Here is a 1,638-nt window from a genome sequence, read left to right on the forward strand (position 1 = left end):
TTTGTGTATTAAGGTTCCCGCCTGCGCGGGAATGACGACCGCGAGAAACGTCATTTCGACTGAAGCGCAGCGAAATGGAGAAATCTATCGCGAGAGTTAAAAAAATGTCATCCTGAGCGGAGTAGAAAGACAATCTTTTTAACAAATTACAGAAAAAGGTCTTCGACTACGCTCAGACTGACAATTGCAAAAAAGAAATAATTAAAGAAAAAAGTGTTTAAACCCAATTCCATATCATCATTTCGCTTAGCTATAATTGGCCTGCTTCTCTGTGGCTTAACATCCTGTACAAAACAGGCCTATATATTTACCTCCTTCCATGAGCCTGCAAATGAAGGTTTGAGGCTTTTGTACAGTTATGATGCTTACCATTGGACGGATTTAAATAAAACCTTCTTGAAGCCTGAGGTTGGAACGCAGAAGGTTTTACGCGATCCCTCAATCGTTCAAGGCCCGGATGGAACCTTCCATTTGGTTTGGACCTGTAGCTGGAAAGGCGATAGAGGTTTCGGTTACGCAAGTTCTAAAGACCTGATCAACTGGAGTGAGCAAAAGTTTCTTCCGGTAATGGAAAGTGAGCCAAAAACGGTAAATGTTTGGGCGCCCGAAATCTTTTACGATAACGAGAAAAAAGAATATGTAATCATCTGGGCATCAACTATACCATATCGCTTTGCTAAAGGAATAGAAGAAGAGGAGAATAACCACCGGATGTATAGTATTACAACAACAGATTTTGAGACTTTCTCAAAACCAAAACTGTTTCTCGATCCTGGTTTTAGTGTAATCGATGCGGTTATTGTGAAACGGACAACCAAAGATTATGTGCTGGTTTTAAAAGATAATACCCGCCCGAACAGGAATTTAAAAGTTGCTTTTGCAAAAGATGCTTTAGGCCCTTATGAAAATGTTTCGGAGACTTTTAGTCCGAAATTAACGGAAGGACCAACGGTTGTAAAAGTTGGAAAGAATTGGTTGATTTATTTTGATGCTTATGGACAAAAGATTTATTCAGCATACAAAACAACTGATTTTAAGTCTTTTAAGGATGTGACTGCTGAGGTTTCAATCCCTGAAGGACATAAACACGGAACAATTATAAAAGTGAAAAGGAAATTGATTGAAAGATTGAAGAATGATAGATAAGTTTTTAATACGGTCGTCATGCTGAACTTGTTTCAGCATCTATTGGGAAAGACCCTGAAATGACGAACGAAAGGAAAGAATAGAATAACATGAAAATATTTAAAATACTTTGTTTAAGCCTACCATTAGCATTTGCGATACAAAGCTCGCAGGCGCAGGATACCGTGCGTTATACAGGTAAGACCTTAGTTAACGCAGATTATCATCATGGCCAACTTTCTCCGGTGATGGGCGTACACAGTATCCAAACTTTCCGTGCCAACAGAGAACACCCTGAACTGGCCGAGAACTTCGGCTGGACTTACAATCATGCGCCGATGTTGGCTTATTGGAACAATAAATTTTACATCGAATATTTGAGCGATAAAATTGGTGAAAGCATCCCGCCAGGACAAACCCTGGTACAATCTTCGAAAGACGGCTACACTTGGACGAAACCAGAAGTGGTATTTCCAATCTACAGGATTCCTGATGGAACCACAAAAGCGGGTA

1 protein-coding gene and 1 pseudogene are annotated in these 1,638 nt (G+C 40.0%); both read left to right on the forward strand.

Annotated elements, in window-relative coordinates:
• Positions 1 to 213: 213 nt before the first annotated feature.
• Positions 214 to 1,146 (forward strand): glycoside hydrolase family 43 protein, encoded by a 933-nt coding sequence (locus ASU31_RS27040; RefSeq protein WP_245224627.1) that lies wholly within the window; start codon positions 214 to 216, stop codon positions 1,144 to 1,146.
• A gap of 89 nt (positions 1,147 to 1,235) precedes the next feature.
• Positions 1,236 to 1,638: pseudogene (locus ASU31_RS27045) on the forward strand (six-hairpin glycosidase); the annotation flags it as partial.

It is taken from the genome of Pedobacter ginsenosidimutans, from assembly GCF_001442625.1.
Classification (GTDB): Bacteria; Bacteroidota; Bacteroidia; order Sphingobacteriales; family Sphingobacteriaceae; genus Pedobacter; species Pedobacter ginsenosidimutans.